General features: G+C 68.6%; 5 protein-coding genes. All 5 read left to right on the forward strand.

Features of this window, described 5'->3' with window-relative positions:
* The coding region (locus LQV16_RS22330; protein WP_229996038.1) for a dipeptide/oligopeptide/nickel ABC transporter permease/ATP-binding protein at window positions 1–1,884 on the forward strand (1,884 nt) is incomplete at its 5' end.
* Window positions 1,881–2,888: an ABC transporter ATP-binding protein gene (locus tag LQV16_RS22335; protein WP_229996039.1), complete on the forward strand. Its 1,008-nt coding sequence runs from the start codon at window positions 1,881–1,883 to the stop codon at window positions 2,886–2,888. The genes LQV16_RS22330 and LQV16_RS22335, both read left to right, overlap by 4 nt.
* A 69-nt stretch (window positions 2,889–2,957) precedes the next feature.
* On the forward strand, window positions 2,958–5,657 hold the full coding sequence (locus LQV16_RS22340) for an alpha-L-rhamnosidase (RefSeq protein ID WP_229996040.1): 2,700 nt from the start codon (window positions 2,958–2,960) through the stop codon (window positions 5,655–5,657).
* Window positions 5,654–6,640 (forward strand): alpha/beta hydrolase, encoded by a 987-nt coding sequence (locus LQV16_RS22345; RefSeq protein ID WP_356815868.1) that lies wholly within the window; start codon window positions 5,654–5,656, stop codon window positions 6,638–6,640. Before LQV16_RS22340 ends, LQV16_RS22345 begins: the two co-directional genes overlap by 4 nt.
* Before the next feature lie 34 nt (window positions 6,641–6,674).
* A partial coding sequence (locus LQV16_RS22350; RefSeq protein WP_229996041.1) for a VOC family protein occupies window positions 6,675–7,020 on the forward strand: 346 nt, incomplete at its 3' end.

Raw genomic sequence — 7,020 nt, forward strand, 5'->3', positions numbered from 1 at the left:
GCCCAATGGTGGCTACCCTACAAAACGGAGGACCAGGACTTCACCGCTGTCCTGTCCGGTCCCACCGCCGCGCACTGGCTCGGCACCGACGAACTCGGCCGGGACCTCCTCAGCCGGATCTTCGCTGCCGCCGCCGGCACCCTGGGAACCTCACTGATCACGGTGATTGTCGGCGTCGGGCTTGGAACCGCCCTGGCGATGGTGGCAGCCGGCGGAGACCGGACGGAAGGAGCGATCAGCCGTGTCACCGAGGTCATGATGTCCCTGCCCGGCACCGTCATCATCCTGGCGGTCATCGGGGCCGTGGGAACCAACATCCCGCTGATCATGGCCATCCTGGGCGTCCTCATCTCCGCCGGCATCTACCGCGTCATGCTGGGCCAGGCCAAGTCGCTCCAGTCACAGCTGTACGTGGACGCCGCCAAGGTGGACGGCGTCAGCGCCCTGGGGATCAGCCTCCGCCACGTCCTGCCCGGACTGACCAACACCGTCGTGGTCCAGTCCGCCCTCATCTTCGCCGTCGGCATGCTCATTCAGGCCGGCCTGGCGTTCATCGGCTTCGGCCCGCCCATCCCACAACCCAGCTGGGGCGGCATGATCCAGGGCGCCTCGCAGCACGTCTACGACGCCCCGTGGCTGATGGTTCCCACCGGTGCAGTGCTTGCCCTGACCGTCCTTGCCGCGAACGCCATTGGCAACGCCCTGGGGAAGGCGCCGAACGCTTACGTCTCGCACCTGCCGTCGGCAGCGGCGCGCCGCCGGCGTGCGCGTACGGTAGCCGAGGCGGGTGCCGCTGCGGGCGCCGCTGGTGCGGCAGCCGACACGGGAGCCATCCCGGCGAAAGGCCAACTGAGCGTCCGCGGACTCTCTGTAGGGGTCGACGGCGGAACTCCGCTGGTCACGGACGTCTCGTTCGATGTCGGGCAGGGAACCGTGCTGGGCCTGGTGGGGGAGTCCGGCTGCGGCAAGACCATGACGGCGCTGTCCCTGCTGGGACTGCTGCCGGCCGGGGTGGCCGCCACCGGCGGACAGATCCTGTGGAACGGCAAGAACCTCGCCGCCGCCACGGAGCACGACCTGGAAAATATCCGCGGCCGGGACATCGCCCTGATCTCACAGGAACCCATGCGGGCCCTAGACCCCATGTTCACCGTGGGCTACCAGCTCACCGCGGCCATCCGCCGGCTGCGGAAGGTGGGCAGAGCCGAGGCACGGGCCCAAGCCCTCGGCCTGCTCGAAAAAGTGGGCATCGTGGACGCCAACCGCATTCTCAAGACCTACCCGCACCAGATCAGCGGCGGCATGGCCCAGCGCGTTGCCATCGCCCTCGCACTGTCCGGCCGGCCCCGGCTGCTGGTGGCCGATGAACCCACCACAGCGCTGGACGTCACCGTGCAGGCCGAAATCCTTTCGCTGCTGCGCTCCCTGGTGAAGGACACCGGGATGTCCGTGGTGATGGTGACGCACGACCTGGGCGTCGTGGCGGACATCTGCGACAACGTCGCCGTGATGTACGCCGGCCAGGTGGTGGAAAGCGGACGGACCGCCAATATTCTCGACAACCCCCGCCACCCTTACACCCTGGCGCTACTGGCCGCCGACCCGCACGCCAACACCGCGGCGGACATGCCTGAACGGCTCGCCACCATCAGCGGCCAGGTTCCGCAGCCAAAGGACTGGCCCACCGGCTGCCGCTTCATGGCGCGCTGCCAGTTCGCCGGCTCCGCGTGCGCCGCCCCGGTGCCGCTGCTGTCCTCCGGCTCCGAGGACGGACTGGTCCGCTGCGTCAAGGCGGACGAACTGGCGGTGGAGGGCCTGGCATGGGTTGCCACCGAAGTGCCCACTCACCGAGTACTGAAAATCGTCGAAAAGGACCTGGCATGAGCATCGAGACAGCAGAACGGCAGGACACGGCGCCAGTTGCGCCGGAGCAGCCCATACTGGAGGTCAAAGACCTGCTGGTCCGGTACGGCCGCGGCCGGAACGCTGCAGCGTCCCCGGCAGCGGTGGACGGCGTCAGCTTCTCCATCCGTCCCGGCGAGACCGTAGGCCTGGTGGGGGAATCCGGCTCCGGAAAATCCACCATCGGCAAGGCAATCCTTGGCCTCCAGGCGAGCGCCGGCGGCACGATCAGCTATCAGGGCAAGGACATCACCCACGCCGATGCTGCAGAGCGCCGCGCCCTCGGCGGTGAACTGCGGGCGGTCTTCCAGGACCCCAACTCCTCGCTGAACCCACGCCAGAGCATCGGTGCTTCGCTGGCCGAGCCGCTGCGGATCCGCGGAGTCACCGCCGCAGTGGCGCGCGGGAAAGCAGAAGCCATGCTCGAACGCGTGGGGCTGCCCCGCGAGGCCGTGGACCGCTATCCCAGCCAGTTCTCCGGCGGCCAGCGGCAGCGGATCGCAGTTGCCCGTGCCCTGATCTGCGAACCGAGGCTCATGGTCTGCGATGAGGCCGTCAGCGCCCTGGATCTCTCCACCCAGGCCCAGGTGCTCAACCTCCTGGCCGACCTCCGCGACGAGCTCGGCCTGAGCTACCTGTTCATCGCCCACGACATCTCGGTGGTCCAGTTCCTGGCGCAGCGCGTTGTGGTGCTCTACCGGGGCCAAGTGATGGAAAGCGGGCCCTCGGAAGCGGTCACGGAGTCGCCCAAGCACCCGTTCACCCAGGCTCTCGTGGCGGCCTCGCCCGTGCCGAGGCCCGCGGAACAGGCCCAGCGGAGGATACTGCGCGAATCCCTTGGCGTCCGCACGGCCACTGCGGTGGCGGCGTCGCCGGGGGGCTGTCCCTTCAGCCAGCGGTGCCCGCTCGCCACGGAGCTTTGCACCGCCGAGCGTCCGGCCCTCCGCCGGGTGGGCGCGTCCGACGTCGCCTGCCACTACGCCTGATGCCCGCGTCCAGCCCCACTTGAGATCCGCCTAAGCCAGATCAGCACAACGTCAGGGAGCTTCCCCCGCATGAACCACCCCACGCGCCTTCGGACCGATCACCTCAGCGAAGCCTTCGGGATCACCAATACGCTGCCTAGATTCAGCTGGACCCCGCCGAACGGCACGCTCCGGCAGACCGCCTACCAGCTCACCACCAGCAACGGCTGGGACACCGGGCGCGTGGACGGCGGCACCCATGGCTTTGTGCCCTACGCAGGGCCGGACCTTGGCTCCCGGGACCGTTTCGACTGGAAGGTCCGGACCTGGAACGTGGCCTCTGACGGCACCGAAGTCCTGTCCGCCTGGTCCGAGCCGATGGCCGTGGAACTGGGCCTGCTGCATCCCGGAGACTGGACCGCGCAGTGGATCGGCCCCGACGAACCGGCGGTTCAGGATCCAGGGGAGCGCCCCGGACATGCGCTGTCCAAGACCTTCACGCTGGACAAAGCCCCCGAAACGGCGCGCGCCAATGCCACGGCCCACGGCATCTATGAGCTCTTCATCAACGGCGTGCGGGTGGGGGACCAGCAGCTCACACCGGGCTCGACGAGTTACCACAGCACGCTCCAGGTGCAGACCTGCAATATCGCAGCCCTGCTCCGGCCCGGCGCCAATACCGTACGGGCCGTCCTCACCGACGGCTGGTACCGCGGCACCTTCGGGTACACACGCGACGCCGACATGTACGGAACGCAGACGGCCTTCCTGGCCCAGCTGGAGCTGGAGTCCGGCGGAGAACGGACGGTCATCGGCACCGACGACTCCTGGCACGTTTCCGCGACGGAGATCGTCAGCGCTGACCTTATGGCCGGCCAGCGGGTGGATCTTCGCCGCCGCCATCAGGGGGCAGGGCGCGCGGTTCTTCGCAATGGTGGCGGTGCCACCCTCACCGGCCCGGTGGCACCGCCCACACGCATCGTGGAAGAGCTCAGCCCGGTGGCCATCAGGCGGCTAGCCAACGGCAACCAAATCGTGGACCTGGGCCAGAACATCAACGGCTGGATCCGCCTGAGCCGGCTTGGCGCCCCGGGCGAGACTGTCACGCTGGTGTACGGCGAAGCCCTGGGCTCTGACGGCGACGTCACCCAGGAGCACCTCCGTCCGCATGATTTCCGCAGTCCGGGGCAGTTCCTCGGCGCCGGACAGGTGGATTCCGTGGTGGCCTCGGGAGCCCCGGGCGAGGTGTTCGAACCGCGCCACACCACCCATGGCTTCCAGTACATTGCCGTGCAGGGCCTGGACGCAGACCTGGAACCGGCGGACATCGTAGGATGCATGGTCCAGACCGACCTGGAGCGCCTGGGCACTTTCAACTGCAGCGACGGCAGGCTCAACAAGCTCCACGACATTGTGGAGTGGAGCTTCCGCGGCAACGCCTGTGAAGTTCCCACCGACTGCCCGCAACGGGAAAAGGCCGGCTGGACCGGAGACTGGCAGCTGTTTGTGCCCACCGCCGCCTACCTCTTCGACGTGGCAGGTTTTACGGCGAAGTGGCTCAGGGACGTCCGGACCGATCAATGGGACAACGGGGTGGTCGCCAACATCTCTCCCTCGCCGGGCCCGGAGGTAACCAGCGCCGACTTCATGGCCTTCACAAACGGGTCCTCAGGGTGGGGAGACGCGGTGGTCATGGTGCCCTGGGAGATCCATCTCGCCACCGGTGACACCGGCATCCTGGAACAGAACTGGGAGGCAATGGAACGCTGGCTCGGCTTCATCCGCAGCACCGCGGAGGGCAACCGGCACCCGGCCAGGGCGGCGGCGCACGCCACGCCGGCCCCGCATGAGCAGTACCTCTGGGACACCGGCTTCCACTTCGGGGAATGGATGGAACCAGATGGCCCTGCGCCGGACCTCTTCGCCTCCCGCTCCGCCGACAACGGCATCGTGGCCACCGCCTACTACCGGCACTCCTCCGCCATCATGGCCAGGATCGCCGCCGTGCTGGGCAAGGAGGACAAAGCCCGGGAACTCGGGGAGCTCTCCGATAACGTCCGCCGCGCGTGGCAGCAGGAATACCTACGGGCAGACGGAACAGTGGCAGACGGAACGGTGGGAGCCGGAGCCGCCAGCGGCTCCAGCCAGGCCAATTGCGTGCGCGCGCTGGCCTTTGACCTGGTTCCGGACAGCGGCCGGTCCGCGGTGGTCACACAGCTGGTCACCCTCGTCCGCGGCGCCGGAACGCACCTTGGCACCGGCTTCCTGGCCACCCCCTACCTGTTGCCCGTACTCGCCGATAACGGACAGCTGGACCTCGCCTATGAGCTGCTCATGCAGGACTCCGAGCCCTCGTGGCTGGTGATGGTGGACCGCGGTGCCACCACCATGTGGGAAGCATGGGACGGAATAGGCGCGGACGGAACAGCGCGCCAGTCGCTGAACCACTACAGCAAGGGCGCCGTTGTCTCGTTCCTGCACCGCTACATGGCGGGCCTGCGTCAGGCACCCGGGAGTGCGGCCTACGAACGGATCATTATCGAGCCGCGTCCCGGCGCCGGGATCACATCTGCGGCCACGTCGCACCGGGGCCCACAGGGCCTCATCGCCGTCAGCTGGGCAATTGGCGACGGCGGGATCACCCTCGTTGCGACCGTCCCGTCCGGCACCACAGCGGAAGTCCGCCTCGCCGGCCAGCCGAACACCGCCGTCGGGCCCGGAACCCATACCCTCACCGCCCCTGCCGGCGGCAACGACCACCAGAGCCAACTTGCAAGGAGCGCATCGTGACCCCGGACCCCGCCACAGCCATGGAAACCGTCCCCGGCGAAAGAGAGCAGGTGGGACCCGCCGGGTTGCCGGCCCCGGCCTTCCCGGCGTTCCTGCCCCCGGGCCACGCCGAAGTTGTATCAGAGGACTCCGCAGTGCACCGCGAAGTCAGCTACGCGATCACCGTCGGATTCCGCCGCCTCGCCATGGACATCTGGCTGCCGCGGAACACCGGCGGCGCGGTTCCGCTGGTCGTGTGGATCCACGGCGGTGCGTTCCAGCTCGGTGACCGCCGCGAACTGCCGCCCACCTTCGCCAAGGATTCCGTCTTCCGGCTCCTCAACGAGGCCGGGATCGCGTGCGCCACCGTGGACTACCGCCATGCCTTGGAAGCACCGTTCCCGGCTCAGCTGCACGACCTCAAGGCCGCCGTCCGGTACCTCCGCGAACACGCAGACATGCTGGGTATCGACGCCGGACGGATCGGCGCCTGGGGCGAGTCGGCCGGCGGGCATCTTGCCGCCCTGCTGGGACTGACCGGCCGCCGCGACGACCTGGAAGGCGGCCTAGGAGTCCAGGGCCACTCCAGCGCCGTGAGCGCCGTCGTCGACTTCTACGGCGTGTCCTCGCTGCCGGACATGCCGGCCATGAACATTCCCCCGGCCATGATGAACGGGCCGTTGAGCGCGGCGGTGCCGGACGGCATGACCCTCGAGCCGGGCCCCATGCTGGTGGGCGGCACCGCTGACGCCGCCCTGCTGGCCGCCGCGAGCCCGCTGGGCTATGTCAGTGCCGACGCGCCGCCGTTCCTGCTGGTTCACGGCGACAGCGACGGCCTGGTCCCGCTGTCCCAGAGCGAATTGCTGGCCGCGGCGCTCGCTGATGCGAACGTCCGCCACGAACTCATCCCCATCCGGGGCGGTGACCACTGCTTCTTCGGTGCCGAAGGCCAACTGGACGGCATCCTCGGCACGGCGGTGGATTATTTCGTCCGGGGGCTTTAGGGGCGGGCCCAATTTCCGGCGGTAGCATTCCGGTATGGCTATCGCACGCTTCCCAGGTCTGGTCATTGACTGCCCCGACGCCCGGGCCCTCGCAGCCTTTTACGGTGCCCTGCTCGGCTGGAACGTGAAGGTTGACGGTGCCTGGGCCGAGATCCGCCCGGACGACGGCAGCGACTGCATTTCGTTCCAGCAGGTGGACGGCTACCGGGCGCCGGAATGGCCGGGCCAGGTGATGCCGCAGCAAATGCACCTCGACCTTATGGTGCAGGACCTGGACGAAGGCGAGACGGTCGCCGTCGGGCTGGGGGCCACCAAGGCCGACACGCAGCCGGGCACCACCTTCCGGGTTTTCCTCGACCCGGCCAGCCACCCCTTCTGCC

Origin of the sequence: Arthrobacter sp. Bi26 (assembly GCF_918697925.1) — a bacterium.
Taxonomy (GTDB): domain Bacteria; phylum Actinomycetota; class Actinomycetes; order Actinomycetales; family Micrococcaceae; genus Arthrobacter.